Below are 26,172 nucleotides of genomic sequence, written 5' to 3'. Positions count from 1 at the left end.
ACACAATCGCCTGAACGGACGATGAGCCGCTGAATGAAGGCCCCGATACGTCGGGGCCTTTTTTGTGGGCGAAAGAAACCCGACGCAACGTTTGCTGCTGCTGTTGCGGCTCTTTACAATCCGCGCCAACAAGGCCGGCACTCCCTAATTCCCGCTGGCCCCGGAGCCTTTGTTCATGGACGAAATGGAACAGCGCTGGCTATATGCGCTTTCTGCGCCTTTGGTCGCCCTCAATCCCGACGCCGATTACACCGCACCCACCTATTGCTTCGACCTCAAACATGTCGATGTCGAAGGCGGTTGGGGCGTCACTACGCGCGAACAACTGTTGGACATGCTGCGTACTGCCGATGACGGCCACGCTACGCAGTTGAACGAAGCCTATCGGCAGTGGGAGCGGTGTCTGCCGTCCGAATGGCAGGCCTTGCTCGCAACACTCGACACCCGCCAGCGAGCTTTCTACGAATTCGCCAGTCGCACATTTGGCGAGTGTGGCTCAGGTGGCATCCGTGCCTGGGCCCTTGGCCGCATGGGTTTTCTGCTGCGCTCTGCGGTGCTGCACGGCTGGATCGATCTCACCGAAAGCCTTTGGCTGCACGGTCGCATGGCAGCCCGCGCGCGCTACTACTACGACAGTTGGACGAGCTACCTGAACGGCTTTGTCTTCGGCAAAGCCTTCTGGCATTGCCTGGGCAACAAGGATGAAGAGCTAGAGCACGAATATGACCGGCAAGGCGATTACATAGGCACCACCGTGGTCATCAGAAAGCTTGATCGTGATGCGCGCGCGCTGTTCGCGCAATTGCCGTGGGATATGCCCCTGCATCTACCCGAGCGGCCTGATTCGCTAGGGGAGTTCGACTGGTCATGAGCTGCTGGATTCGCTTGGGTATCGAGCCCACCAAAGACAACAACGTGATTCGCGGCGCCTATCGCGCGCGTCTGCCGCAGCACCACCCGGAAACCGATCCGGAAGGTTTTCAGGCGCTGCGTGAGGCCTACGAACTGGCATTGCGCTTTGCCCGCGAGGAAGTCGCCGAGCCGGATCAACCGGTTGCCGATGAGGTCAGTCCTGCCGATCAGACGATGGCCGACTTTGAAGCATTGCTGCTTGATCCAGCACGTCGCTTCCACCCGGCGGCCTGGCAGGCATTCAACCTTGAACTGGACCGTCTGCCGCTGGAGGTGCTGGACGACGTTTGCTGGTCATTGCTGCGCGAGTTGCTCGACGCCGGCCCGATTTCCCATGTTTGCGCCCGTTTGTTGGCCCAGCGCCTGGGCTGGGCAAGCCGCATGCTGGATCTGGATTTCGACAACGCGCGGCATGTCGACGAGTTTTTGCAGCGGATCAGCGCGGCGGATCCGTTCGACACCTCGTTGATGAGCCATTGGCCCGCTGTCGCGCAGTTGGAAACATTCTGGTACGTGCGCACCCTGAATCACCTGCACCGCGAAGCATCGCTCGACGACTACCGTCATTTCGCCGGCCTGCACACCTGCATCCCGCTGCCTGTTGATGACGGGTTGTTGCAACGCCTGGCCATACAGTTCAGTCAGGCTGATATCGCCAACAAAGACTTTCTCGACATTATCAGCGAGCAGCATCGGCTTGCGCCTGAAGATGTTGACTGGCTGTATCTGTTGGCCTGTCAGCGCAGTGCGCTGGGAATGGAAGAGTTGGCACTGCAGGCGTGGGTGCGGCTCTGGCGCGAACATCAGCATCCAAAAGCGGCTACGTGGTTACTGGCATTGTGTGCGCGCCACCAGCCTCAGCGATTGCCGCTGCTGATTCAGGCTTTTGATCGTCTGGAAAACTTCCGTGACTGGTCCGAGGATCTCAGCGATGTCACCCAAGAATACGGCAGTCCATCGCAGCGTCCGGAAACACTCGGGCGTTGGTTCCGGGCCAGGCAGCTCGAGTTGCAGGACATTGCCGGTGCATTTGTCGAATGGCGTATCAGTGGTGACGAGCTGCCGTTGTTGGCGACGCTGATCATTGACAATGATGACCGGGCGCTGCAAACGCTCTACCAGCATGCCTGGGCTTTGCACCGTGGTGATGTGCCATTGCTGCAACGCATCATGGAGGCACCTGTGCCGGCGGATGTGCTCGATCAACTGGTGCTGGAGGGCTTGCAGTATCAGGCCGGGCAGCAGATCTGCTGGTTGACCCAGGCACCGATTCCTCAGGCCCTGGAAGCGTTTCTGGCTAGCGACTCGGCATCGACACCCCCGCCGGGGCTGGAAAAGGGCGAACCGCTTGAGCTCAGTCTGCTGTGGATGCGCCGTTTACGCGCTTACGACGCCCGATCGCTGGCGCGGCTTGCCGAAGCGTTCAGTCTGGACAAACGTGATGAACGGCTCGCGGGGCTTAAGTTGCAAGTGCAACTGGCCGCGCACGGCATGCTGCTGCCGGCCATTGATAGCCATTCTGATGTCTGGGAATGGCATCGTCAGGCGATTTACCTGCTGGCCACCCTCGACGATCCGACGCGTTGGCTGGACGCGCAATCGGCACACTGCGTCGACACCATGAACATTGCGCGCGAACACCCGTTGGCCCGTTTGCAGCCGCTGCTCTGTCGCCTGAATCGCGAGCAGGGCAGTGCCAGTGGCCTGCTCGGCTGGCTGCAAGCGGTTGATCCGGTGCACTCGCTGCTCGCGCGTAAGTTGTTCAGTGTGCATGAGGCGCTCGACAGCACCCGACTGTTGGGAAATGACCGTCTGTTCGAGTGCATGCGCAGCGACATCGCCAGCTTCAACGAGGATTTGCTCGGGCGCATGCTCTTGGGCGGCGTCCTTTACCACGATCCGTTGCTCACTGCGCAACAGCGCAAATACCTGCTGGGAAGTATCACTGAGGTGGTCAATCCTCAAGACTGGTTCGACGGCTTCCGTCACAGTCTGATCAAGGGTGAGCCTGTTCATCCGCCCCGTGAGGCTCTCACGGAGGAGGGTATCAGCGACGCCTTTTACCTGGCACTGGATGTGCTGAAGGATCTCGTGCGTTTTGGCAATCTGGGCGTGCCAAGACAGAAAATCCTGTTACGCATGCAGCGGGCCAAGGATGACCCGGAGAACGGACTCGGTCTGCGCTTCGCATTCAGCGCATTGCTGTCGTGGTCGGAGCGTTTGCTGCTAGCCAAGGCAGAGACCCGTCCAACTCCCGCCAGTGCGTTCTGGCGCCTGGGCACCCGGCTGGGACGCGGGGCGTTTATCTGGCAAGTGATTGGCGCGTTGCTGGTAACGCCCGTGGCGGCGTTGCTCAGCGGTACGCCTGTGTCCGGCATCGTCGTGTTGCTGCTGGGCCTGGCGTTCCTGCTAGGTGCGATCCTGCGCCGTTTGCATGACATGGGGCGGGGCATTCCGATGTTGCTGATTTTGGTAATCCTGTCGCCGGTATTGCCATTCCTGCCGCTGATACTATTCGGTTTTCCCGGAGAGACGCTGCCCAATCGTTATGGCGTGCCGCCGGACAGTGGCGGTGAAGACACCCTGTCCGGTGGTTTGCAGGCGACCTTGCGGCGACTCATCGGCTAGAGGCGCAACTCATCCAGTGCCTTGTTGAGTTGTGAGCGGTGGTTGGCGATTTCTTCCGATCGCTGGCTGCCCAGCACCGTATTGAAACTGTCCAGCCAGTCGGCAATCCGCTGGCGCTCTTCGCCCAGACTTTGCGTCCACGCCCGTTCCAGTCGAGCCAGCAGGGTTCGGTTGGGCAAAGTGTCGCGGGGGTGAATTTTCAGCGTACTCAAGCGTTCATGACTGGTTTGCCGCGATTGCGCATCGAGTCCGGTCGGGCTGCGGTCAATGCTGTGGCTGTGGCGTTCGCCCGTCTCAGGCAGGGTGACGTCAACTTCGAGCAAACCGTTGATGTCATAACTGAAGCGCACATCCAGCGCCTGGATATCATCCCTGGGCGTCAGCGTGACATCGAAAGCATCGATAAAGATGTTGTCGCGCACCCACGGACGTTCGCCCTGATAGACCGCAATACGGATCACTTCCTGTCGAGGAGAGGTTGTGTGGTAACGCTCCACCCTTGAGGTCGGGATGATGGTGTTGCGCTCGATAATGGGCGAAAACGCGCCTTTGATGCCTTCTCCACGCATGGTCGAAATGCCCAGCGTGTAGGGGCAGACATCGGTCAGGATCAACTCTTCTACTGCACCGTCACGCGCCTTGCACGCCGCTTGCGTCGCCGCGCCGAGCGCCACAATGGTATCCGGATCAAGATGCCGATAAGGCAGGCGCCCGAACAGCGTGGCAACCATTTGCTGCACCGCCGGCATGCGCGTGGCACCGCCGACCAGCACCAGGCTGTCGAGGTCGCGCGGCTTGAGGCGGGCATCGCGCAGCGCCTGTTCGATCGGCGCACGCAAACGGGCCAGCAGCGGTTCCCAGATCTTTACCGCAGCCGCTTCGTCCAGCGACCACTCGAACGCCTTGTCGCCATGGCGCCAGCTCAGTTGTTGAATACCTTCACCGAGTTTGCATTTGAGCTGCTCCAGCGCATCACCGAGGCTGGCCATGCTTTGCGCATCGACCATGGTTGGGGTCAGTTGCCAGTGTTTCAGGCAGGCCTGCAGCAGCGCGGCGGTGAAGTCTTCGCCGCCGAGAAAGTTGTCACCGGTCGACGCGTGTACTTCGATCAGTGGTAACGCATATTCCAGCACGGTGACATCGAAGGTGCCGCCGCCCAGATCGAAGATCAACGTGCGCTCGAACTTCTGCTCATGCAGCCCGTACGCCATGGCCGCGGCAGTTGGCTCGTTGATCAGGCGTGTCACTGCGAGCCCGGCCAGTTCAGCGGCAAACAGCGTGCGTTTGCGTTGTTCGTCACTGAAATACGCCGGCACCGAAATCACCGCTTCTGTGACCGGATGGCCGAGAAACGCTTCGGCGTCCTGTTTGAGTGAGCTGAGCACCAGCGCCGACAGCTCTTCCGGACTGAAAGCGCGGGTGCCGAGTTCGACCTTTTTATCGCTGCCCATGAAACGCTTGAACGCCGCAGCACTGCGCTCCGGGTGGGTGGTCAGACGGGCGCGGGCGGCTTTGCCGACCAGAACCGTGTCGTCTTCATCGAGGCTGATCACCGAGGGCGTGAGCACATCGCCAAGGGCGTTGGGGATCAGTCGGGCCTGACCGTCCTGCCAAACAGCGATCAGGCTGTTGGTGGTGCCAAGGTCGATGCCCAGCAAAGCCGGGCGGGGGAGGGATGCATCCTGCATGAAAGATCTCGAAACGGCGCAAAAACGCGACCCTACAGGTTGGCGCAAACCATGGCAATTGCCTGACAGTTGCATCCGGCGCTGTCATGCGTGTTATTCCAGCAACACCTTCAAATCATCCAGCGCCACCGGCCGGCTGTGCAGATAACCCTGATACAAATGGCAACCTAATCCCTGCAAAAACGCCAACTGCTCCGGCGTCTCCACTCCTTCGGCGATCACTTCCAGCTCCAGACTGCGCGCCATTGCGACGATTGCGCGGATGATCTCGGCATCGTTCGGATCCGTCGTCGCATCACGGATAAACGACTGATCGATTTTCAGGGTGTCCACCGGCAAGCGCTTGAGGTACGTCAGCGACGAATACCCTGTGCCGAAATCGTCCATGGCGAAGCTCACGCCGAGTTTTTTCAGGCGGCGCATTTTGCTGATGGTGTCTTCCAGATTCTGGATGACGATGCCTTCGGTGATTTCCAGTTTCAGCAGCGAGCAGGGCAAGCCGTGGCTGATCATGCTGTGTTCGATGCGTTCGACGAAGTCGTTCTGGCGGAACTGGCGCGGGCTGATGTTCACGCACAGGCTGAAGTTGAGCGGGTCGACCAGTTTCAGTCCGATCAGCTGTTTGAAGGCGTCGCAGGCTTCGTCGAGGATCCACGTGCCGACTTCGAGAATCAGGCCGCTGTCTTCCAGAACCTTGATGAATTCGGTGGGCGACTGCGCGCCAAGTTCCGGGTGGTTCCAGCGCACCAGTGCTTCGGCGCCGATGATCTGGTTGTTGCGGGCATCGATCTGCGGCTGGAAGTGCACATTGAATTCACCGCGCGACAGCGCCAGACGCAAATCGGTCTCCATGCGCAGCCGCTCGCTGGCGGCTTTCTGCATGGTGTTGTGGTACATCTGCGTGGTGTTGCGCCCGGAATCCTTGGCCCGATACAGCGCGATGTCGGCGCGTTTGAGCAGATCGGTCGGGGTCGAGCCGTGATCGGGAATCAGCGCCACGCCGATGCTCGGCGTCACCTGCAGGCGCTGGCCATCGAGGAACATCGGTTCCGAAAGCAATTCGCGGATGGTGTCGGCCAGTTCGCGCACTTGCGCACTGACTTCGTTGCGCGAACCTTCCAGGCCGCTGAGCAGCACCACGAACTCATCACCGCCGAGGCGCGCGACGGTGTCTTCCATGCGCACGCTGGCTTCAAGGCGCGCGGTGATGATCTTCAACACCGTGTCGCCGACCGGATGGCCGAGGGAATCGTTGATGTGCTTGAAGTGATCGAGATCGAGAAACAGCAAGGCGCCGCGCAGGTTGTGGCGTTTGAGCAGGGCGATCTGCTGGCTCAGGCGATCCATCAGCAAGGCGCGGTTGGGCAGGTTGGTCAGTGGATCGTGATAAGCCAGATGGCGAATTTGTGCTTCGGCATTTTTCAGCAGACTGACGTCGCGGGCGGTCAGCAGCAGGCACGCGGTTTCGTTGAGGGTGATCGGTTCGACCGAAACTTCGACCGTGAGCATTTCCCCGCGCTTGTTGCGTCCAAGCATTTCCTGATGGTGGACGCGGCCCTTGATTTGTAACTCGGCGAGTAGCGCCGAGCGCTGTTTCTCCTCGGCCCAGATGCCTACTTGATACACGGTTTTACCGACGACCTCTTCAGCGCGATAACCGGTAAGCCGGCAGAAGCCGTCGTTAACTTCCAGATAGCGCCCGGAATCACGTTCGGTGATGGTGATCGCGTCGGGGCTTGAGTGAAACGCCTTGGCGAATTTCTCTTCGCTGGCCTTCAGTGCAGCCTCTGAACGTTGTTGCTGAGTAATGTCGCGCAGGGTGGTGACGATGCACGGTTGATCGCCGACGCTGATCTGCCGGCTGGAAATCACACAGGTCAGCGACTGGCCGTCCTTGTGCTGAACGATGATCGCGACGTTGCTCAGGCCCTGTTCGCGGATCACCCGCTCAATGCGTTGCAGACTTTTTGCCGAAGCGTCCCACAGGCCGATTTCTTCGGCGGTGTGGCCGATTACGTCGCCGGCACTCCAGCCGAAAGTTTGGGTAAAGCTGTTATTGATCTCGATGAACTCGCCGCTGTCCTGGCGCGTGACGCAGATCGGGTCGGGGCTGACCTGGAACAGCGTGGCGAATTTTTCTTCTGAGGCGACCAGGCGCTGTTCGCGTTCGACTTGATCGGTGATGTCGAGCAACGTGCCGGCCATGCGCAGCGGCGCGCCGTTGTCGTCGCGGTAGAGGCGGGCGCGGCTTTCCAGATAGCGCGAGCTGCCGTCCGGCAGTTGCACGCGATAGGTCAGTTGATAATTGCCTGCCGGGCCTTCGCGCAGGCTGCGGTAGGCGTCGCGCATGCTGTCGCGTTCTTCGCCGGGCACGCCTTCGAAAAACTCGTCAAACGATTCATGGAACGGTTTCGCTTCAAGCCCGTGTAACTGCGCGGCGCGCGCCGAGCCGTAAAGCATGCCGCTAGGGATGTGCCAGTCCCACGTGCCGAGTTGCGCCGAGTCCAGCGCGAGGTCGAGACGTTCCTGGCTGTCCTTCAGCGCGTGTTCGGCAGCTTTGCGTTCGGTGGTGTCGAGGAAGGTGCTGAGCAGATAGGGTTGGCCTTCCAGTTCGACCTTCTGCGCGCTGAGAATGCCGTCGTGGATTTGGCCGTTGCTCGCACGGAACTGCACTTCCATGGCGATCAGTTCGCCTTTGGTGTTGGTCTTCTTGACCAGTTCGGCGCGTTGTTCGGGATGCACCCACAAACCGAGTTCCAGCGTGGTGCGGCCGATGGCGCTCTGCACCGGCCAGCCGAACAGGCTTTCAAAATACTGATTGGCCTCGCTGATCAGTCCGTCTTCCTGACGGGTGAGCAAAACCATGTTGGGACATAGGTGAAATAGTGTGGCGAAACGTTTCTCCGAGCTGCTCAGCGCTTGCTCGCGTTGGCGCTGGTGGGTGATTTCGCGAATCACCCCGATCATTCGGGGGCGGCCGTTTTTGTCCGGCAGCAGACTGCCGCTGATCTCCAGCCAGTGCAGGCTGCCGTCGGGCCATTGGATGCGGTGGTGCATCGCTTGCTCCAGCGGCGCACCGGCAATCACCGCGTGGAAGGCGCGCACGGTTTTCGCGCGATCTTCCGGAGGCAATAAATCGAGATATTCAAGGTCGGCCGGCAGCGGCTGGCGTGGATCGAAGCCGAACAATGCCTGCGTGCCCCGCGACCAACTGATCTGCCCGCGCTCAATGTCCCAATACCAGGCGCCGAGCCGGGCGCCGTTGAGCGCCGCAAGCAATTGCGGCGCACTTTCCCAGCTCTGCTCGGAATGCCGTGGATCAATTGCCTGAATGCGCGGCATCGGCGGGATACGGTCAACAGATTTCGGCATTGGTTACGGGCCTTGAGCTGGTTTATGCGTTAGGCACAGGGAAACGCGGCTCTATAGGAGTAGCACAAGTCAGCCGAGAGTCCCTGGCAGATCGATTTGTGCGTCCAGCAAGGCCATAAAGGCGCGAGCCGCGTTCGATAGCGTCCGTTCAGTGTGCAAGATATAGCCTAGCTGGCGCCGCAGCTGTATGCCCGGCAAAGCGATGCTTGCCACCTGATCATCGAGCATCGTGCGCGGCAGCACGCTCCAGGCCAGGCCGATCGAGACCATCATCTTGATGGTTTCCAGATAGTTGGTGCTCATGGCGATGTTCGGCGTCAGGCCCTGAGCCTCGAACAGTCGTTGGACAATATGGTGAGTAAATGTGTTGCCACCCGGGAAAACCGCCGGATGGCCGGCAATGTCCGCCAGGCTGACGGCGCCGTTGCTGATCAGCGAATGCTCCGGGGCGACCACGAAATCCAGCGGGTCGTCCCACACCGGCGTGGCTTTAACCAGCGCATGCGGCTCTGGCGCCAGGGTGATCACCGCCAACTCGGCGCGGCCATGGAGAATTTCTTCGTAGGCCACTTCCGAATCGAGGAACTGAATATCCAGCGCGACCTGTGGGTAACGGCGGGTGAACTCCCTTAATAGCGGTGGCAAACGGTGCAGGCCGATGTGGTGACTGGTCGCCAGGGTCAGGCGCCCGCTGACTTCGCCGGTCAGGTTGGTCAATGCGCGGCGGGTGTCATCGAGCACATTGAGAATCTGGTAGGCCCGTGGCAGCAGGGCGCGGCCGGCTTCGGTCAGGCCGACTTCCCGGCCGAGGCGATCAAACAGACGCACCTTCAGTTGCTGCTCCAGACCGGCGATACGTTTGCTGATCGCCGGCTGCGTCAGGTGCAAGCGTTCGCCGGCGCCGGAGAAGCTGCCGGTCTCGGCGATGGCAATAAAAGCGTTGAGGTTGGCCAGATCCATGGTGGTATTCCAGTTGGTTATCCAAAGCATAAAAAATATGAATTTGAGTTATTTAATGTAACCCCATAGGATCGACCTCACAAGCCAAAGGGTTATTGAAACGTTCAAGGCCCGGGGCATAGAAACAAGCTGATGAGGAACCGTCTGATGGCCGGCAAAACGCTCTACGACAAGCTCTGGGATTCGCATTTGGTCAAGCAGCGCGACGATGGCTCTGCGCTGATCTACATCGATCGTCACATCATTCACGAAGTGACTTCGCCGCAAGCCTTTGAAGGTCTGCGTCTGGCCGGGCGCAAGCCTTGGCGCATCGATGCCAACATCGCGACCCCGGATCACAACGTACCGACGACGCCAGAGCGCAAGGGCGGCATCGAAGCCATTGCCGATCAGGTCTCGCGTTTGCAGGTTCAGACCCTCGACGACAACTGCGATGAATACGGCATTGTCGAGTTCAAGATGAACGACGTCCGCCAAGGCATCGTCCACGTGATCAGCCCGGAGCAGGGTGCGACCTTGCCGGGCATGACCGTGGTCTGCGGCGACTCGCACACCTCGACCCACGGTGCGTTCGGCGCTCTGGCTCACGGTATCGGCACTTCCGAGGTCGAGCACGTGCTCGCCACGCAGTGCCTGGTCGCCAAGAAAATGAAAAACATGCTGGTGCGCGTTGAAGGGCAATTGCCGTTCGGCGTGACCGCCAAGGACATCGTCCTCGCGGTGATCGGCAAGATCGGCACCGCCGGCGGTAACGGCCACGCCATCGAATTCGCTGGCAGCGCGATCCGCGATTTGTCCGTTGAAGGCCGCATGACCATCTGCAATATGTCCATCGAAGCCGGCGCCCGCGTAGGTTTGGTGGCAGCGGATCAGAAGACTGTCGACTACGTGGAGGGCCGTCCATTTGCTCCGAAAGGCGCGGAATGGGACATGGCCGTCGAGTCCTGGAAAGACCTGGTCTCCGACGCCGACGCCAAGTTCGACACCGTGGTTGAGCTCGACGCTACGCAGATCAAGCCGCAAGTCAGCTGGGGCACTTCGCCTGAGATGGTTTTGGCCGTTGATCAGAACGTGCCGGATCCGGCCAAAGAGATGGATCTGGTCAAACGCGACTCGATCGTCCGTGCCCTGAAGTACATGGGTTTGACCGCCAATCAGGCGATCACCGACATTCAACTGGATCGCGTGTTTATCGGCTCCTGCACCAACTCGCGCATTGAAGACTTGCGCGCTGCGGCGGTCATTGCCAAGGGCCGTAAAGTCGCATCGACCATCAAGCAAGCGATCGTGGTGCCGGGTTCGGGTCTGGTTAAGGCGCAGGCAGAGGCCGAAGGTCTCGACAAGATTTTCCTCGAAGCCGGTTTCGAATGGCGTGAGCCGGGTTGCTCGATGTGCCTGGCGATGAACCCGGATCGTTTGGAGTCCGGCGAGCATTGCGCCTCGACCTCCAACCGTAACTTCGAAGGCCGTCAGGGCGCCGGTGGCCGTACCCACCTCGTCAGCCCGGCCATGGCGGCGGCGGCAGCGGTGAACGGTCGTTTCATCGACGTTCGCGAATTGATTTAAGGAGCGCAGCATGAAAGCTTTTACTCAACACACTGGTCTTGTCGCGCCTTTGGATCGTGCCAACGTCGACACTGACCAAATCATTCCGAAACAGTTTTTGAAGTCGATCAAGCGCACCGGTTTCGGCCCGAACCTGTTCGATGAATGGCGTTACCTCGATGTCGGGCAACCGTATCAGGACAACTCCAAGCGTCCGCTGAACAAGGACTTCGTCCTCAACGCCGAGCGTTATCAAGGCGCCAGCGTGTTGCTGGCCCGCGAGAATTTCGGTTGCGGCTCCAGCCGTGAACACGCGCCATGGGCGCTGGAAGAATACGGGTTCCGCAGCATCATCGCGCCGAGCTATGCCGACATTTTCTTCAACAACAGCTTCAAGAACGGCTTGTTGCCGATCATCTTGAGCGACGCTGAGGTTGATGAGTTGTTCAAGCAGGTCGAGGCTGAGCCGGGTTATCAATTGCAGGTCGATCTGCAAGCGCAGACCGTGACCAGCCCGAATGGCAAGGTGTACAGCTTTGAGATTGATGCGTTCCGTAAGCATTGCCTGTTGAACGGTCTGGACGATATCGGGCTGACCTTGCAGGACGGTGATGCGATTGCGACGTTTGAGGCCAGGCATCGGGTTAGCCAGCCGTGGTTGTTTCGCGACGCGTGATTGATGCGGAATTGATGTAGTCAGGGCTGGCCTCTTCGCGAGCAAGCCCGCTCCCACATTTGGAACGCATTCCCCTGTGGGAGCGGGCTTGCTCGCGAAGACGGCAGCCCAAACAACGCAAATACAGGAAGTGACCATGACCAGCACCGCCCAACACACCCAGGTCGTACAAAAGCAATTCGGTGAGCAGGCCGCCGCCTACCTGAGCAGCGCCGTTCACGCTCAAGGCACCGAATTCGCGCTGCTACAGGCTGAGCTGGCCGGGCAGGGCGAGGCTCGTGTGCTGGACTTGGGTTGCGGCGCCGGTCACGTCAGTTTTCACGTGGCATCGCTGGTCAAGGAAGTGGTCGCTTACGACCTGTCGCAGCAAATGCTCGACGTGGTTGCCGCCGCTGCGATTGATCGCGGTATCGGCAACATTTCCACGGTCAACGGTGCCGCCGAGCGTCTGCCGTTTGCCGATGGCGAGTTCGACTTCGTGTTCAGCCGTTATTCGGCGCATCACTGGAGCGATCTCGGTGTGGCCCTGCGCGAAGTGCGTCGAGTGCTGAAGCCGGGCGGTGTGGCGGCGTTCGTTGACGTGTTGTCACCGGGCAGTCCGTTGTTCGACACTTACCTGCAAAGCGTCGAAGTGCTGCGCGACACCAGCCATGTGCGCGATTATTCTGCCGCTGAATGGTTGCGCCAGGTCAGCGAGGCCGGTTTGCATGTGCGTAGCACTACGCGTCAGCGCCTGCGTCTGGAGTACACCACCTGGGTTGAGCGCATGCGCACACCCGAAGTGATGCGCGCCGCGATTCGTCAGTTGCAGCAGTCGATGGGCAACGAAGTGCGCGAATATTTTGAGATTGATGCCGACGGCTCGTTCAGTACAGATGTGATCGTATTGATGGCTGAGCGATAAGAATTTTTCCGGGCGCGCCTCAGATGGCGCACCGACTGAAGACACGAGGAAAGCATGAGCAAGCAGATTCTGATTCTCCCAGGTGACGGTATTGGTCCGGAAATCATGGCCGAAGCGGTCAAGGTGCTGGAACTGGCCAACGACAAATACAGCCTGGGCTTTGAGCTGAGCCATGACCTGATCGGTGGTGCGGCCATCGACAAGCACGGCGTGCCGCTGGCCGACGAAACCCTCGACCGTGCCCGCGCTGCCGATGCCGTACTGCTGGGCGCCGTCGGTGGCCCGAAATGGGACACCATCGAACGTGATATCCGCCCTGAGCGCGGCCTGCTGAAAATCCGTGCGCAACTGGGCCTGTTCGGCAACCTGCGTCCGGCGATTCTGTACCCGCAACTGGCCGAGGCTTCGAGCCTGAAGCCGGAAATCGTTGCCGGTCTGGATATCCTCATCGTTCGTGAGCTGACCGGTGGCATCTACTTCGGCGCGCCACGCGGCACCCGTACTCTGGAAAACGGCGAGCGTCAGTCCTACGACACGCTGCCGTATAGCGAAAGCGAAATCCGCCGCATCGCCCGCGTCGGTTTCGACATGGCCATGGTGCGTGGCAAAAAGCTCTGCTCGGTGGACAAGGCCAACGTGCTGGCGTCCAGCCAACTGTGGCGTGAAATAGTCGAAGAAGTGGCCAAGGATTACCCGCAGGTCGAACTGAGCCACATGTACGTCGACAACGCCGCGATGCAACTGGTGCGCGCGCCGAAGCAGTTCGACGTGATCGTCACCGACAACATGTTCGGCGACATCCTGTCCGATCAGGCGTCGATGCTCACCGGTTCCATCGGCATGCTGCCGTCGGCGTCGCTGGACACCAACAACAAGGGCATGTACGAGCCTTGCCACGGTTCCGCTCCGGACATCGCCGGTAAAGGCATCGCCAACCCGTTGGCGACCATTCTGTCGGTCTCGATGATGCTGCGTTACAGCTTCAATCTGCAGGATGCTGCCGATGCCATCGAAAAAGCCGTCAGCGTCGTGCTCGACCAGGGTCTGCGCACGGGCGACATCTATTCGGCCGGTTGCACCAAAGTCGGTACGCAGGAAATGGGCGACGCAGTAGTCGCCGCGCTGCGGAATCTGTAATCTCTCGGGCCCGCTGCGAAATTCAATACAAAGCAGCGGCCCACTTTTCAAGAAGGTGTAGTTGCGATGAAACGTGTAGGTCTGATCGGTTGGCGCGGAATGGTCGGTTCCGTGCTCATGCAGCGGATGCTGGAAGAGCAGGATTTCGATCTAATCGAGCCGGTGTTTTTCACCACTTCCAACGTCGGTGGCCAAGGCCCGTCCGTGGGCAAGGACATTGCTCCGCTCAAGGATGCTTACAGCATTGATGAGCTGAAGACCCTCGACGTGATTCTGACCTGCCAGGGCGGCGACTACACCAGCGAAGTGTTCCCGAAACTGCGCGAAGCGGGCTGGCAGGGTTACTGGATCGACGCGGCTTCGAGCCTGCGCATGAACGATGACGCGGTGATCATTCTTGATCCGGTGAACCGCAAGGTCATCGATCAGCAGCTCGATGCAGGCACCAAGAACTACATCGGCGGCAACTGCACTGTCAGCCTGATGCTGATGGGCCTGGGTGGTCTGTTCGAAGCCGGTCTGGTCGAGTGGATGAGCGCCATGACCTATCAGGCGGCCTCCGGTGCCGGCGCGCAGAACATGCGTGAACTGATCAAGCAAATGGGCGCGACCCACGCCGCTGTCGCTGATCAACTGGCCGATCCGGCCAGCGCGATCCTCGACATCGACCGTCGCGTTGCTGATGCCATGCGCAGCGAAGCGTACCCGACCGAAAACTTCGGCGTACCGCTGGCCGGCAGCCTGATCCCGTGGATCGACAAGGAACTGCCGAACGGCCAGAGCCGTGAAGAGTGGAAAGCTCAGGCCGAGACCAACAAGATCCTCGGTCGCTTCAAGAGCCCGATCCCGGTCGACGGCATCTGCGTGCGCATTGGTGCGATGCGTTGCCACAGCCAGGCGCTGACCATCAAGCTGAACAAAGACGTACCGATCGCCGATATCGAAGGGCTGATCAGCCAGCACAACCCATGGGTCAAACTGGTACCGAATCAGCGCGATATCAGCATGCAGGAGCTGAGCCCGACCAAGGTCACCGGCACCCTGAATGTGCCGGTTGGCCGTCTGCGCAAGCTGAACATGGGCTCGCAGTTCCTCGGCGCGTTCACCGTTGGCGACCAACTGCTGTGGGGCGCGGCGGAACCGCTGCGTCGCATGTTGCGGATTTTGCTCGAGCGTTGATTGCTTGAAGCAATGAAAGAGCCCGTGCCTTGAAAGAGGTGCGGGTTTTTTTATGCCCGAAGTTTCTCGGGTGACTGTGCCGGCCTCTTCGCGAGCAAGCCCGCTCCCACATGGGAATGCATTTCAAGTGTGGGAGCGGGCTTGCTCGCGAAGGCGTCCGAACGGCCACCACAAATCCCGCAGAAATTGCCTGCATGGCGGTCACCCGGTAAAGTGCCGCTCCCCCCGTTTCGCCAGAGGCTCGCACCATGACCCAGACCCTAGATATTGCCGTAATCGGCGCCACCGGTACTGTCGGCGAAACCCTCGTACAGATTCTCGAAGAGCGCGACTTTCCGGTCGGCAGCCTGCACCTGCTGGCCAGCAGCGAATCCGCCGGTAGCTCGGTGCTGTTCCGCAACAAAAACGTGCGCGTGCGTGAGGTCGACGAGTTCGATTTCAGCAAGGTCAAACTGGTGTTTTTCGCCGCTGGCCCGGCCATCACCCTGAGTTACGCCGCGCGCGCTCACGCTGCCGGTTGCTCGCTGATCGACTTGTCCGGCGCCTTGCCGGCCGATCAGGCGCCGCAAGTGGTGCCGGAAGCCAACGCCGCGGTGCTCGCCCATCTGAAAGCGCCGTTCCAGGTCAGCAGCCCGAGCCCGTCAGCCACCACGCTCGCCGTGGTATTGACGCCGTTGCTTGATCTGATCGACCTGCAATACGTCAATGTCAGCGCCAGTCTTGCGATGTCCGCGCAAGGTCGTGAAGCGGTGACTGAGTTGGCGCGGCAAACCGCCGAGCTGCTGAACATGCGCCCGCTGGAGCCAACCTTTTTTGACCGGCAGGTAGCGTTCAACCTGCTGGCTCAGGTCGGCACGCCGGACGCGAACGGGCACACGCTGCTGGAAAAACGTCTGGTGCGCGAGCTGCGCCAGGTGCTGGCGCAACCTTTATTGAAGATTTCCGCAACTTGCGTTCAAGCCCCGGTGTTTTTTGGCGATAGCTTTAGCGTGACCTTGCAGTCGAAGAAGGCCGTCGACCTGGAAAAGGTCAACGCGGCGCTCGAAGCAGCGCCGGGGATTGAGCTGGTTGAGGCCGGTGATTATCCGACTGCGGTTGGTGACGCAGTAGGGCAGGACGTGGTCTATGTCGGGCGCGTGCGCAGCGGTGTCGACGACCCGGCGGAACTTAATCTGTGGCTGACGTCAGATAACGTACGCAAAGGCGCGGCCCTTAACGCTGTGCAGGTGGCTGAATTGTTGATAAAAGACCTGCTGTAAAAGATACTTGGCAACAATTTGTCGACTGATTCTAGGTGAGCGCTATGCTTGCCCGGAGCAGTTGAAAACGTGTCACCCTCCGGGACTTTCCGGGGCATCAAAGAAATGATCGCGCGCGACATCTGTCGTCGTCGCGCGCAATGCCTTACGGCAGCGACAATCAATATCTTCTCGCTGGCCGAGGAACGTTCAAACAAAGGATGAGGCTATGGTTCAAGTTCGCAAACTGGTGTTAGCAATAGCGGCCGCCTCGGCGCTGTCCTCCGGTATGGCGCATGCCCTCGGGCTCGGGGAGCTGACCCTGAAGTCGACCCTGAACCAGCCGCTGGTGGCTGAAATCGAGCTGCTCGACGTCAAGGATCTCACCGCTGCCGAAGTGGTGCCGAGCCTGGCTTCACCCGAAGATTTTGCCAAGGCCGGCGTTGATCGCCAGGCCTTCCTCAATGACCTGACGTTTACCCCGGTGCTCAACGCCAGTGGTAAAAGCGTACTGCGCGTGACGTCGAGCAAGCCGCTGTCCGAGCCGATGGTGAAATTTCTCGTGCAGGTGATGTGGCCGAACGGCCGTCTGCTGCGCGACTACAGCGTACTGCTCGATCCGTCGAAGTTCTCGCCGCAGACGGCTGATGCCGCTGCACAACCGGCGCCGTCGCAAACCGTCACCGCGCCAACCACTGGCGCCACGCACTCGACTCAATACACCACGACCGCCCGCGATACCCTGTGGGAAATCGCTGCGAAGGCGCGTAATGGCGGCTCGGTGCAGCAGACCATGCTGGCGATTCAGGCGCTGAACCCGGACGCCTTTATCGGTGGCAACATCAACCGCTTGAAAACCGGTCAGGTGCTGCGTCTGCCGGATTCGACACAAAGCACCGCGCTGCCACAAACCGCCGCCATTGCAGAAGTCGCTGCGCAGAACGACGCCTGGCGCTCGGGCCGTCGTTACGTGGCCAAGCCTGGCACCGGCCAGCAGCAGCTGGATGCGACCAATCGTGGTCGTGGCAATAGCGGCGCTGCGCCAAATACCAGCGACAATCTGAGCCTGGTGTCTGCCGAAAGCGCCAAGGCGCGCGGTAAAGGCCCGGCCGGCGATGCCAAGGCGCTGAGCAACAAACTGGCGGTCACGCAGGAAAGCCTCGACACGACCCGTCGCGACAACGAGGAATTGAAGAGCCGCGTGTCCGATCTGCAAAGTCAGATGGACAAGCTGCAAAAACTGATCGAGCTGAAGAACAATCAACTGGCGAAGCTGCAGGCTGAAGGCTCGGGCGCTGCGCCAGCGGCTAACGCTGCAAATCCAGCGGTGCCTGCGATCACTGCAGATTTGGCTGCGACACCGCCTGCAACTCCGGCAGAAGCGGCCGCATCGCCAACGCCGGAATCGGCGATTGCACCGCCAGTTGATGCGCCGGTAGCGCCGACTGCCGAGCCAAAACCGGTTGTCGATGATGAGAAAACCTTCAACGAGCTGCTGACCAATCCTGTCCTGTTGGGACTGATCGGTGGCGGTGCGGTGGTTCTGCTGCTCCTGCTGTTGCTGCTGGCGCGTCGCCGCAAAGCTCAGCAGGAAGCCGAGAAACACATGCGCATGGCGCGTGCGTTGTCCGAAGAACAAGAGTTCTCCGCCGAACAGGATCTGCCGGAAAGCAGCTTCGAAGGCCTGGAAACACCAGCCGCCAGCGTCACACTCAACACCCCGGCTCCGGCGCCAACGCCTGCCCCGGCAGCGGTCGTCGCGCCAGTGGTCATGGCCACGCCGATTGCTGCGCCGCTGGTTTCTCCAGCCGCCGAGCGTTCCGATGACGTCCTCGACAAAGCGCAATCGCACATCAACGCCGGTCGCTTGAATCAGGCAGCGGCGTTGCTGGAGGAGGGCGTCAGCCTCGAGCCGCAACGCAGTGACCTGCGTCTGAAACTGATGGAAGTCTACGGTCAGCAGGGCGATCGCGATGCGTTCGTCGCTCAGGAACGTCAACTGGTGGCCAATGGCGATAACTTCGCCAAGGTCGAAGAGCTGAAAAGCCGCTTCCCGGCCATGGCCCTTGTCGCTGCTGGTGGTCTGGCCGCTGCTGCAGTGGCTGCCGAATTGGACGCGCAATACGTCAAAGATTTGCTGCTGGATGAGCCGGAAGCACCTGCTGCTGCCCCGGCACCGGCGGAAGATGATCTCGACAGCGCGTTTGACCTGAGCCTGGACGATCTCGACAACATCACACCGATCGAGCCTGCGCCTGTTGTTGAGCAGCAAACGCCGGAAGCACTGGCCGAACTCGACGAATTCCCGGCGGATGACGACCTGAGTTTTGAATCGGTTCTGCAACAGCAGACCGACATCAAAGAAAACCTGGACGACCTGTCGGACTTCGACCTGGATCTGGATCTCGGCGCCGAACAATCGCCAGCCACTCTGGCCGAAGACGACTTCCTGCTGGATCTGGACGATGGCGTGAAAGACCTGTCGCCGGTTGAACCGCCCGTCGTGGCTGACGTACCGCAGGACGATCTGGAGCTGCCGGCCGATTTCGATCTGTCGCTGGCGGACGAGATGGATTCCAATCCACCGGCCGAGCCTGATGCGTTCGCGGCGGAGCTGGATGACGTCGACGCTGAACTGGATCGTCTGTCGCAGAACATCGCCGAGCCGACGTTTACTGAGGCGGATGCGGCGCTGGACGCTGATCTGGGCGAAGACGATTTCGACTTCCTCTCCGGCACCGACGAAGCGGCGACCAAACTCGATCTGGCTCAGGCCTACATCGACATGGGCGACAGCGACGGCGCGCGCGACATTCTCAACGAAGTGTTGACCGAGGGTGACGAGAAGCAGCGGGGCGAGGCCAAGGACATGCTTTCGAGCTTGTAATCAGTCCAGCGGTAAACGAAACGGCAGCCCATAGAGGCTGCCGTTTTTGTTTGGGTTTTCAAGATCAAAAGATCGCAGCCTTCGGCAGCTCCTACAGGGGAATGCGGATTTCTGTGCAGGAGCTGCCGAAGGCTGCGATCTTTTGATCTTGAGGCCTTATAATGCCCGCCTTTGCAAAAACAGCAGGCTGTCCCACCTTGGCAAACATAGATAACCCGGTCGCCGAAATGGCCCCCGACGGCTTTTACCGCGTTGCGCTGGGCGTTGAATACAAAGGCTCGCGCTACAGCGGCTGGCAGCGCCAGTTGACGGGTGTGGCCACGGTGCAGGAAGAGCTCGAAAAAGCCCTGTCGAAAGTCGCCAACTCGCCGGTTTCCTTGCAGTGCGCCGGACGTACCGACGCCGGTGTGCATGCCTGCGGGCAAGTGGTGCATTTTGATACCACGGTCGATCGCTCGCTGAAAGCCTGGGTCATGGGCGCCAACATCAATCTGCCCCACGACATCAGCGTCAGTTGGGCGCGGGTGATGCCGGCGCATTTCCATGCGCGGTTCAAAGCCATCGCCCGCCGTTATCGCTACGTGATCTACAACGATCAGATCCGTCCGGCGCACCTCAACGAAGAAATCACCTGGAACCACCGCCCGCTCGACGTCGAGCGCATGGCCGAGGCCGCGCAGCACTTGATCGGCACCCATGACTTCAGCGCGTTTCGTGCCGGTCAGTGCCAGGCCAAGTCGCCAATCAAGAAGATGCATCACCTGCGCGTCACCCGCCACGGCAAGATGATCGTCCTCGACATCCGCGCCAACGCCTTCCTGCATCACATGGTGCGCAACATCGCTGGCGTCCTGATGACCATCGGTGCGGGCGAGCGGCCGGTCGAATGGATGAAGGAAGTGCTGGAAAGCCGTGAGCGCCGCTCCGGTGGGGTGACAGCGCATCCGTACGGCCTGTATCTGGTGCAGGTCGAGTACCACGATGAATTCCCGTTACCCGAGCGTTTTATCGGGCCACATTTCCTTACGGGATTCACGGAACTTGACGGCTGACGCCCTCGAACGCTTTTGTTACCATCCGGGACTTTCCCGGATTTTGCCTTGGAGTTTTTCTCGACATGTCAGCCGTTCGCAGCAAGATCTGCGGGATTACCCGCATAGAAGATGCGCTGGCCGCCGTCGAGGCCGGGGCGGATGCGATCGGATTCGTGTTTTACGCCAAGAGCCCGCGCGCAGTGTCCGTGCAGCAGGCGCGGGCGATCATCCAGGCGTTGCCGCCGTTCGTGACCACCGTAGGCCTGTTCGTTAATGCCAGCCGCTGCGAGTTGGGGGAAATCCTCGATGCGGTGTCGCTGGATCTGCTGCAGTTCCACGGTGATGAAGTCGCTGAAGACTGTGAAGGCTGGCATCGTCCGTACATCAAAGCGTTGCGGGTCAAGGCTGGCGACGACATCGCTGCAGCTGTAGATGCCTACCCAAGCGCCAGCGGTGTGTTGCTCGACACCTATGTTGAAGGCGTACCTGGCGGAACCGGTGAGGCGTTCGACTGGTCTTTGATTCCGCAAGGTTTGAGCAAGCCGTTGATTCTGGCCGGTGGCCTGACCCCGGAAAACGTCGCGGGCGCCGTGGCCCAGGTAAAACCCTACGCCGTAGACGTCAGCGGCGGGGTAGAGGCGAGCAAAGGCATCAAGGATCACGCAAAAATTCGAGCATTTATCAAAGCAGTGCGCAGCAATACATCGTCGATGTGACGGCTGGCAGTCTGCCGCCGTCCATCAATGCACTTGCACAAAGCAAGCGTGGCTGAGGGTTGTCCGGATTGCACGCAGGTCATGTTTCGCGCTGACCGTGGCGGTTCACCAACCATCGCCGCACACATGAATTTAGCTCAAGGGCATACGCGGGGTTGCGAATCGAAAGGTTCGGGCCGCCGGTACTGGAGAAAGAAAGCATGAGCAACTGGTTAGTAGACAAACTGATCCCTTCGATCATGCGTTCCGAGGTCAAGAAGAGCTCGGTGCCTGAAGGTCTTTGGCACAAATGCCCGTCTTGCGAGGCTGTGCTGTATCGTCCGGAGCTGGAAAAGACCCTGGACGTTTGCCCCAAGTGCAACCACCACATGCGCATCGGCGCGCGTGCGCGCATCGACATCTTCCTCGATGCCGAAGGTCGCAACGAACTGGGCGCCGATCTGGAGCCGGTTGACCGTCTGAAATTCCGTGACGGCAAGAAGTACAAGGATCGCCTGGTGGCTGCACAAAAGCAGACCGGCGAGAAAGACGCGCTGATCTCGGTCAGCGGCACCCTGCTGGGCATGCCGGTGGTGGTTTCGGCGTTCGAATTCAGCTTCATGGGCGGTTCCATGGGTGCCATCGTTGGTGAGCGTTTTGTCCGCGCTGCCAACTACGCGCTGGAAAACCGTTGCCCGATGATCTGCTTCGCCGCTTCCGGCGGTGCGCGCATGCAGGAAGCACTGATCTCGCTGATGCAGATGGCCAAGACCTCGGCGGTGCTGGCGCGTCTGCGTGAAGAAGGCATTCCGTTCATCTCCGTGCTGACCGACCCGGTCTACGGCGGTGTTTCCGCGAGTCTGGCGATGCTCGGCGACGTGATCGTCGGTGAGCCGAAAGCCCTGATCGGCTTTGCCGGCCCGCGCGTTATCGAACAAACCGTGCGTGAAAAACTGCCGGAAGGCTTCCAGCGCAGCGAATTCCTGCTGGAACACGGCGCGATCGACATGATCATCCACCGTCAGGAACTGCGCCCGCGTCTGGGTAACCTGCTGGCACAAATGACTGGCAAGCCGACGCCGAAATTCGTCGCCGCGCCAATCGAGCCGATCGTGGTTCCACCGGTACCTGCTGGCCTATGACCGAGCGCACCCTTGGCGAATGGCTCGCCTACCTTGAGCAGTTGCATCCGTCGGCCATCGACATGGGCCTGGAGCGTTCGCAACAGGTAGCGTCCCGCATGGGGCTGGGCCAGCCGGCGCCTCGGGTGATTACGGTCACCGGCACCAACGGCAAAGGTTCGACCTGCGCATTCGTGGCTTCATTGCTGCGTGCGCAGGGCCTGAGCGTGGGTGTCTACAATTCTCCGCACCTGCTGCGTTACAACGAGCGGGTGCAGCTCAATGGCGTCGAAGCCACTGACGCACAGCTGTGCGAAGCCTTTGCTGCGGTCGAGGCCGGGCGCGGCGACACTTCCCTGACCTACTTCGAAATGGGCACCCTGGCGGCGTTCTGGCTGTTTCAACAGGCAAAACTCGACGCTGTGGTGCTGGAAGTAGGGCTGGGCGGGCGTCTGGACACGGTCAACGTGGTCGATGCCGACATCGCGCTGGTCACCAGTATTGGCGTCGATCACGCCGATTATCTGGGCGACACCCGCGAATCCGTGGCTTTCGAGAAGGCCGGGATTTTCCGTCAGGGCAAACCTGCCTTGTGTGGCGATCTGAGTCCTCCGCAACCGTTGCTCGACAAGGCGCGCGAACTGGCCTGTCCGTTCTTCCTGCGCGGGCGTGATTTCGATCTCGGTATCACCGATCAGCACTGGCAGTGGCGCGGTACCGATGCGCAGGGTCAGGCTGTCGAATTGCACGACTTGCCGCTGCTCGATCTGCCGATGGAGAACGCCGCGCTGGCGTTGCAGGCTTATCTGTTGCTCGGTTTGCCTTGGCATGCCGAGCAGATCATTGCCGCCTTGCAGGCGACTCGCGTGGTCGGGCGTCTGGATCGCCGTTCGTTCGAGTGGAACGGCAAGCGCCTGAATGTGTTGCTGGATGTGGGGCATAACCCGCACGCGGCCGAGTATCTGGCCCGTCGGCTGGCCTCGCGGCCACCGGTCGGCAAGCGTCTGGCAGTGTTCGGTTTGTTGGCCGACAAGGATCTGGATGGTGTTGTCGGCGAATTGAATGATAGTGTCGAGCATTGGGCTGTCGCGCCGCTGGATTCGCCGCGCGCACGTCCGGTGGCTGAATTAAACGCGGCATTGCAGAACCTTGGTGCGTCGGTCACGTCTTACGACAGTGTCGCCGCCGCCCTGGACGGTCAATGCGCAGTGGCGACAAGCGACGACGAGATTCTGTTGTTCGGATCATTTTATTGTGTCGCCGAGGCCCTTGAATGGTTGGCCCGGCGCTCCACGGAGGAAGCGGCAAATGGCTTTGCTGGATAAAGCGTACAAGCAGCGCATGGTTGGCGCTCTGGTGCTGGTGGCGTTGGCGGTGATTTTCCTGCCGATGCTGTTTTCGCGTCAGGACGAACAGCGCCAGGTTGTCGTGGAAGCACCTGCTGCCCCGCAAGCCCCGGCCGTGCCGCAAGTGCAGGTCGAGCCGGCCGCCGTGCCTGAGCCGCAAGCCTTGCCGCAAGAGCCTGTGCCGACGGACGAAGAGGTTGCCGAGCAAGAAGCGCCTTCGGCACCGATCGCCGCCGCACCGGTAGTGCCAGCGCAGATCGTCAAACCGACCACGCCGCCGCCAACCTCGAAACCGATTCCTGCGCCTGCTCAGCCGATTACTGCCGGCCCGAGCGCCGCAGTGAGCAAGCCGGACACCACGCAAAGTCGCGTCGATGCCAACGGTCTGTCGGTGAGCTGGTCGGTGCAACTGGCTAGCCTGTCGAGCCGTGCCAGCGCCGAAAGCCTGCAGAAAACCCTGCGCAGCCAGGGTTACAACGCCTATATCCGTACGGCCGATGGCAAGAATCGGGTGTTTGTCGGCCCGCTGATCGAGCGCGCTGAAGCCGATCGTTTGCGTGATCTTTTGAGCCGTCAGCAGAACCTCAAGGGTTTTGTCGTGCGCTTCCAGCCTGAGCGCGGTTAAAAACTATCGCCTCGATTGAAATGCACTGACAATCGCAGCTTACCGAGAGGCATGCGCTCTGCTAAAATGCGCCGCCTTATCCGTCTGTAGGCTGCACTGTGCCATTTACCTGGGTTGACTGGGCGATCGTTGCAATCATCGCCATCTCCGCTTTGATCAGTTTGAGCCGCGGCTTCGTCAAAGAAGCATTATCGCTGGTGACCTGGATCATCGCAGGAGTCGTCGCCTGGATGTTCGGTGGTTCATTGTCCGAGTACCTCGCCGGATACATCGAAACCCCATCGGCTCGCGTGATCGCGGGCTGTGCCATCATGTTTGTCGCCACACTGATCGTGGGCGCAATGATCAATTATCTTATCGGCGAGTTGGTACGCGTCACCGGGTTGTCCGGGACCGATCGATTCCTCGGCATGGCCTTCGGCGCAGCGCGTGGCGTGTTGCTGGTGGTTGTGGCGATCGGGCTGTTGAGCCTGGGGCCGGTACAGCAGGACGGGTGGTGGAAAGAATCCCAACTCGTTCCCAAGTTTCTATTGGTCGCCGACTGGTCCAAAAACCTGATCCTCGGGTGGAGCAGTCAGTGGCTTGCCAGCGGAATCAGCGTACCCGCTGATATTCCGTTCAAGGAGCAACTCTTGCCGTCGGCGAAAACGCCTCAGTGAGTATTGTTCAGTTCAGATCCATTAAGTAGGGGTTGCGTCGCATGTGTGGCATCGTCGGTATCGTCGGTAAGTCGAACGTCAATCAGGCGCTGTATGACGCGCTAACCGTGCTCCAGCACCGCGGCCAGGACGCTGCCGGTATCGTGACCAGCCATGATGGCCGGTTGTTCCTGCGCAAGGACAATGGCCTGGTGCGTGACGTGTTTCAACAGCGTCACATGCAGCGTCTGGTCGGCCACATGGGTATCGGTCACGTCCGCTATCCAACCGCGGGCAGCTCGACCTCGGCCGAAGCCCAGCCGTTTTACGTCAACTCGCCTTACGGCATCACCCTGGCGCATAACGGTAACCTGACCAACGTTGAACAGTTGGCCAAAGAGATCTACGAGTCCGATCTGCGTCACGTCAACACCAGTTCCGACTCGGAAGTGCTGCTGAACGTGTTCGCTCACGAGCTGGCCCAGCGCGGCAAGCTGCAACCGACCGAAGAAGACGTGTTTGCCGCCGTGACCGACGTGCACAACCGTTGCGTCGGCGGTTACGCGGTGGTCGCGATGATCACCGGCTACGGCATCGTCGGTTTCCGTGACCCGCACGGCATCCGTCCGATCGTGTTCGGTCAGCGTCACACCGACGAAGGCGTCGAGTACATGATCGCCTCGGAAAGCGTTTCCCTGGACGTGCTCGGTTTCACCCTGATTCGCGACCTGGCGCCGGGCGAAGCGGTCTACATCACTGAAGAGGGCAAGCTGCACACCCGTCAGTGCGCGACCAATCCTTCGCTGACCCCGTGCATCTTCGAACACGTTTATCTGGCGCGTCCGGATTCGATCATCGACGGCGTGTCGGTTTATAAGGCCCGTCTGCGCATGGGTGAAAAACTCGCCGAGAAAATCCTGCGCGAGCGTCCAGAGCACGACATCGACGTGGTTATCCCGATTCCGGACACCAGCCGTACCGCGGCACTGGAACTGGCGAACCACTTGGGCGTGAAATTCCGCGAAGGCTTCGTCAAGAACCGTTACATCGGCCGTACCTTCATCATGCCGGGCCAGGCAGCGCGCAAGAAGTCGGTGCGCCAGAAGCTCAACGCCATCGAGCTGGAATTCCGCGGCAAGAACGTGATGCTGGTCGACGACTCGATCGTGCGCGGCACCACGTGCAAGCAGATCATCCAGATGGCCCGCGAAGCTGGCGCGAAAAACGTCTACTTCTGCTCGGCTGCTCCGGCGGTGCGCTTCCCGAACGTGTACGGCATCGACATGCCAAGCGCTCACGAACTGATCGCGCACAATCGTTCGACCCAGGACGTGGCGGATCTGATCGGCGCTGACTGGCTGATCTATCAGGACTTGCCTGACTTGATCGAAGCGGTCGGTGGCGGCAAGATCAAGATCGAGAGCTTCGATTGCGCGGTGTTCGACGGCAAATATGTTACCGGCGACGTCGATGAGGCGTATCTGGACAAGATCGAGCAGGCGCGTAACGACTCCTCGAAGATCAAGACCCAAGCGGTCAGTGCGATCATCGATCTGTACAACAACTAAGTTTCTACCGGCCCTGAGG

General features: G+C 60.3%; 19 protein-coding genes. 16 read left to right on the top strand and 3 right to left on the bottom strand.

Features of this window, described 5'->3' with window-relative positions; translation table 11 throughout:
• Positions 1–175: 175 nt before the first annotated feature.
• Together ACZZ0D_RS14520 and ACZZ0D_RS14515 are read left to right on the top strand one after the other, a co-directional pair.
• Positions 176–871: a DUF1266 domain-containing protein gene (locus ACZZ0D_RS14520; protein WP_463553626.1), complete on the top strand. Its 696-nt coding sequence runs from the start codon at positions 176–178 to the stop codon at positions 869–871.
• Positions 868–3,540, top strand: coding sequence for a DUF805 domain-containing protein (locus tag ACZZ0D_RS14515; protein ID WP_463553625.1), 2,673 nt, complete (start codon positions 868–870; stop codon positions 3,538–3,540). The genes ACZZ0D_RS14520 and ACZZ0D_RS14515 overlap by 4 nt, the downstream gene beginning before the upstream one ends.
• Here ACZZ0D_RS14515 and ACZZ0D_RS14510 read toward each other — a convergent pair.
• The 3 genes from ACZZ0D_RS14510 to ACZZ0D_RS14500 form a co-directional block, all read right to left on the bottom strand.
• Positions 3,537–5,228 carry an Hsp70 family protein gene (locus ACZZ0D_RS14510; RefSeq protein WP_463553624.1) on the bottom strand — a complete coding sequence of 564 codons (1,692 nt, stop codon included), beginning with the start codon at positions 5,226–5,228 and terminating at the stop codon, positions 3,537–3,539. The two genes, ACZZ0D_RS14515 and ACZZ0D_RS14510, sit on opposite strands and share 4 nt — an antisense overlap.
• A 93-nt stretch (positions 5,229–5,321) precedes the next feature.
• On the bottom strand, positions 5,322–8,600 hold the full coding sequence (locus ACZZ0D_RS14505; RefSeq protein WP_053118921.1) for a sensor domain-containing protein: 3,279 nt from the start codon (positions 8,598–8,600) through the stop codon (positions 5,322–5,324).
• A 69-nt stretch (positions 8,601–8,669) separates the two neighbouring features.
• Entirely contained in the window at positions 8,670–9,560 is an 891-nt protein-coding gene (locus tag ACZZ0D_RS14500; RefSeq protein WP_053118923.1) for a LysR family transcriptional regulator, read from the bottom strand.
• A 147-nt stretch (positions 9,561–9,707) separates the two neighbouring features.
• Here ACZZ0D_RS14500 and leuC point away from each other — a divergent pair, with 147 nt between their 5' ends.
• From leuC to purF, 14 genes are all read left to right on the top strand, one after another.
• Entirely contained in the window at positions 9,708–11,126 is a 1,419-nt protein-coding gene (leuC, locus tag ACZZ0D_RS14495) for a 3-isopropylmalate dehydratase large subunit (protein WP_463553623.1), read from the top strand.
• Positions 11,127–11,136: 10 nt separating this feature from the next.
• Entirely contained in the window at positions 11,137–11,781 is a 645-nt protein-coding gene (gene leuD, locus ACZZ0D_RS14490; protein WP_053118928.1) for a 3-isopropylmalate dehydratase small subunit, read from the top strand.
• Between the two features lie 136 nt (positions 11,782–11,917).
• Positions 11,918–12,685, top strand: coding sequence for a class I SAM-dependent methyltransferase (locus ACZZ0D_RS14485; protein ID WP_463553622.1), 768 nt, complete (start codon positions 11,918–11,920; stop codon positions 12,683–12,685).
• Positions 12,686–12,739: 54 nt separating this feature from the next.
• On the top strand, positions 12,740–13,822 hold the full coding sequence (gene leuB, locus ACZZ0D_RS14480; protein WP_129394715.1) for a 3-isopropylmalate dehydrogenase: 1,083 nt from the start codon (positions 12,740–12,742) through the stop codon (positions 13,820–13,822).
• A gap of 66 nt (positions 13,823–13,888) precedes the next feature.
• Positions 13,889–15,001 carry an aspartate-semialdehyde dehydrogenase gene (gene asd, locus ACZZ0D_RS14475; RefSeq protein ID WP_212550458.1) on the top strand — a complete coding sequence of 371 codons (1,113 nt, stop codon included), beginning with the start codon at positions 13,889–13,891 and terminating at the stop codon, positions 14,999–15,001.
• A gap of 248 nt (positions 15,002–15,249) precedes the next feature.
• Entirely contained in the window at positions 15,250–16,260 is a 1,011-nt protein-coding gene (locus ACZZ0D_RS14470) for an aspartate-semialdehyde dehydrogenase (RefSeq protein WP_463553621.1), read from the top strand.
• A gap of 208 nt (positions 16,261–16,468) precedes the next feature.
• Positions 16,469–19,126: a FimV/HubP family polar landmark protein gene (locus ACZZ0D_RS14465; RefSeq protein ID WP_463553620.1), complete on the top strand. Its 2,658-nt coding sequence runs from the start codon at positions 16,469–16,471 to the stop codon at positions 19,124–19,126.
• 227 nt (positions 19,127–19,353) lie between these two features.
• The gene (truA, locus tag ACZZ0D_RS14460; RefSeq protein WP_463554811.1) at positions 19,354–20,178 is read left to right on the top strand and encodes a tRNA pseudouridine(38-40) synthase TruA; all 825 of its coding nucleotides are present in this window, start codon (positions 19,354–19,356) and stop codon (positions 20,176–20,178) included.
• A 65-nt stretch (positions 20,179–20,243) separates the two neighbouring features.
• Positions 20,244–20,876 (top strand): phosphoribosylanthranilate isomerase, encoded by a 633-nt coding sequence (locus tag ACZZ0D_RS14455; RefSeq protein ID WP_463553619.1) that lies wholly within the window; start codon positions 20,244–20,246, stop codon positions 20,874–20,876.
• 200 nt (positions 20,877–21,076) lie between these two features.
• Positions 21,077–21,997: an acetyl-CoA carboxylase, carboxyltransferase subunit beta gene (accD, locus tag ACZZ0D_RS14450; RefSeq protein WP_008083214.1), complete on the top strand. Its 921-nt coding sequence runs from the start codon at positions 21,077–21,079 to the stop codon at positions 21,995–21,997.
• A complete protein-coding gene (folC, locus tag ACZZ0D_RS14445) occupies positions 21,994–23,301 on the top strand; it encodes a bifunctional tetrahydrofolate synthase/dihydrofolate synthase (RefSeq protein ID WP_463553618.1) in 1,308 nt (435 codons plus the stop codon). The genes accD and folC overlap by 4 nt, the downstream gene beginning before the upstream one ends.
• Complete coding sequence (locus ACZZ0D_RS14440; protein ID WP_463553617.1) at positions 23,285–23,947, top strand: SPOR domain-containing protein; 663 nt, start codon at positions 23,285–23,287, stop codon at positions 23,945–23,947. Before folC ends, ACZZ0D_RS14440 begins: the two co-directional genes overlap by 17 nt.
• Before the next feature lie 98 nt (positions 23,948–24,045).
• Positions 24,046–24,606: a CvpA family protein gene (locus ACZZ0D_RS14435; RefSeq protein ID WP_053118946.1), complete on the top strand. Its 561-nt coding sequence runs from the start codon at positions 24,046–24,048 to the stop codon at positions 24,604–24,606.
• Positions 24,607–24,647: 41 nt separating this feature from the next.
• The gene (purF, locus tag ACZZ0D_RS14430) at positions 24,648–26,153 is read left to right on the top strand and encodes an amidophosphoribosyltransferase (protein ID WP_053118948.1); all 1,506 of its coding nucleotides are present in this window, start codon (positions 24,648–24,650) and stop codon (positions 26,151–26,153) included.
• Positions 26,154–26,172: the final 19 nt, after the last annotated feature.

The organism is Pseudomonas sp. AC193 (assembly GCF_979258075.1).
The sequence above is the reverse complement of the archived record's forward strand: the minus strand, read 5'-3'. Positions and strand labels throughout refer to the sequence as shown.

What these genes read in the sequence shown, in the direction of transcription:
- purF (WP_053118948.1), top strand. Translation starts at nt 24,648, where the DNA reads ATGTGTGGCATCGTCGGTATCGTCGGTAAGTCGAACGTCAATCAGGCG.
- ACZZ0D_RS14470 (WP_463553621.1), top strand. Translation starts at nt 15,250, where the DNA reads ATGACCCAGACCCTAGATATTGCCGTAATCGGCGCCACCGGTACTGTC.
- ACZZ0D_RS14510 (WP_463553624.1), bottom strand. Translation starts at nt 5,228, where the DNA reads ATGCAGGATGCATCCCTCCCCCGCCCGGCTTTGCTGGGCATCGACCTT.
- ACZZ0D_RS14465 (WP_463553620.1), top strand. Translation starts at nt 16,469, where the DNA reads ATGGTTCAAGTTCGCAAACTGGTGTTAGCAATAGCGGCCGCCTCGGCG.
- leuC (WP_463553623.1), top strand. Translation starts at nt 9,708, where the DNA reads ATGGCCGGCAAAACGCTCTACGACAAGCTCTGGGATTCGCATTTGGTC.
- accD (WP_008083214.1), top strand. Translation starts at nt 21,077, where the DNA reads ATGAGCAACTGGTTAGTAGACAAACTGATCCCTTCGATCATGCGTTCC.
- ACZZ0D_RS14500 (WP_053118923.1), bottom strand. Translation starts at nt 9,560, where the DNA reads ATGGATCTGGCCAACCTCAACGCTTTTATTGCCATCGCCGAGACCGGC.
- ACZZ0D_RS14515 (WP_463553625.1), top strand. Translation starts at nt 868, where the DNA reads ATGAGCTGCTGGATTCGCTTGGGTATCGAGCCCACCAAAGACAACAAC.
- ACZZ0D_RS14505 (WP_053118921.1), bottom strand. Translation starts at nt 8,600, where the DNA reads ATGCCGAAATCTGTTGACCGTATCCCGCCGATGCCGCGCATTCAGGCA.
- leuD (WP_053118928.1), top strand. Translation starts at nt 11,137, where the DNA reads ATGAAAGCTTTTACTCAACACACTGGTCTTGTCGCGCCTTTGGATCGT.
- folC (WP_463553618.1), top strand. Translation starts at nt 21,994, where the DNA reads ATGACCGAGCGCACCCTTGGCGAATGGCTCGCCTACCTTGAGCAGTTG.
- ACZZ0D_RS14455 (WP_463553619.1), top strand. Translation starts at nt 20,244, where the DNA reads ATGTCAGCCGTTCGCAGCAAGATCTGCGGGATTACCCGCATAGAAGAT.
- asd (WP_212550458.1), top strand. Translation starts at nt 13,889, where the DNA reads ATGAAACGTGTAGGTCTGATCGGTTGGCGCGGAATGGTCGGTTCCGTG.
- ACZZ0D_RS14440 (WP_463553617.1), top strand. Translation starts at nt 23,285, where the DNA reads ATGGCTTTGCTGGATAAAGCGTACAAGCAGCGCATGGTTGGCGCTCTG.
- truA (WP_463554811.1), top strand. Translation starts at nt 19,354, where the DNA reads ATGGCCCCCGACGGCTTTTACCGCGTTGCGCTGGGCGTTGAATACAAA.
- ACZZ0D_RS14485 (WP_463553622.1), top strand. Translation starts at nt 11,918, where the DNA reads ATGACCAGCACCGCCCAACACACCCAGGTCGTACAAAAGCAATTCGGT.
- leuB (WP_129394715.1), top strand. Translation starts at nt 12,740, where the DNA reads ATGAGCAAGCAGATTCTGATTCTCCCAGGTGACGGTATTGGTCCGGAA.
- ACZZ0D_RS14520 (WP_463553626.1), top strand. Translation starts at nt 176, where the DNA reads ATGGACGAAATGGAACAGCGCTGGCTATATGCGCTTTCTGCGCCTTTG.